This window comes from Acidovorax sp. KPB24-03, from assembly GCF_057546605.1.
Genome location: NZ_BAAJYR010000765.1, coordinates 1 through 968, shown reverse-complemented (window position 1 = coordinate 968; position 968 = coordinate 1). Strand labels below are relative to the sequence as shown.

At 73.6% G+C, this 968-nt stretch carries 2 protein-coding genes; both read left to right on the top strand.

Translation table 11 applies throughout. The features are described 5' to 3' along the window. Window positions 1-330 (top strand): uroporphyrinogen-III C-methyltransferase (locus tag AC27KI_RS25825; RefSeq protein ID WP_487116685.1); only part of this gene is annotated, 330 nt, incomplete at its 5' end. A 23-nt stretch (window positions 331-353) separates the two neighbouring features. Further along, a partial coding sequence (locus tag AC27KI_RS25820; RefSeq protein ID WP_487116683.1) for a heme biosynthesis HemY N-terminal domain-containing protein occupies window positions 354-968 on the top strand: 615 nt, incomplete at its 3' end.

The window sequence follows — 968 nt, the reverse complement described above, 5'->3', positions numbered from 1 at the left end:
ACGAGGCCCGCGGCCCTGCTGCGCGTGAGCCGCATCGACCGGCCCGAGGCCATCTTGGTGTCGCCCGACCAGGCGTTCTTCCTGCGCGAGAACCTGAAGCTCAAGCTCATGAACGCCCGCCTGGGCGTGCTGGCCCGCCAGCTCGACTCGGCCCGCGCCGACCTGGCCGCCGCCAGCGCCGCGCTCAACCGCTACTTCGACCCCGCGTCGCGCCGCACGCAGATGGCCGCCACGGTGCTGCAGCAGGCCCAGTCGCACATCCGCACGGCCGAGCTGCCGCCGCTGGACGAAACTTTGTCCGCCCTGGCCACGGCCGCGGCCGGCCGCTAAAGCCACCGGAGGACCGCCCACCCATGCGCGCCGCACTCTGGTTTCTGGCACTTTTTGGCGTGGCCGTCGCGGCCGCGCTGTTCGCGGGCAACAACCAGGGCACGGTGACCCTGTTCTGGCCGCCCTACCGCGTCGATCTGTCGCTCAACCTCGTCCTGCTGCTGCTGGTCGGCGGCTTCGCCACGCTGTATGCGGCGCTGCGCGCCCTGGCCGCGCTGCTGGAGCTGCCCCGCCAGGCGCGGCGCTGGCGCGCCCAGCAAAAGGAGCGCTCCATGCACGCGGCGCTGCTCGATGCGCTGTCGCAGCTGCTGGCCGGGCGCTTCATCCGCTCGCGCAAGGCCGCGACCGCCGCCCTCGCGCAAGAGAGCGCGCTGGAGGCCTCAGGCGAGGCCGTGCCGCACGGCCGCCAATTGCGCACGCTGGCCCATCTGGTGGCCGCCGAAAGCTCGCACGCCCTGCAGGACCGCGCCACGCGCGAGGCGCATTTGCAGAACGCGCTCAACAACATCCCCGACCGCGCGCCGGTCACCGAGCTGGAGCTGCGCGAAGGCGCGCACCTGCGGGCGGCCCGCTGGTCGCTGGACGAGCGCGATGCCAACGCCGCGCTCGAACGCCTGGCCGCCCTTCCCCAGGGCGCG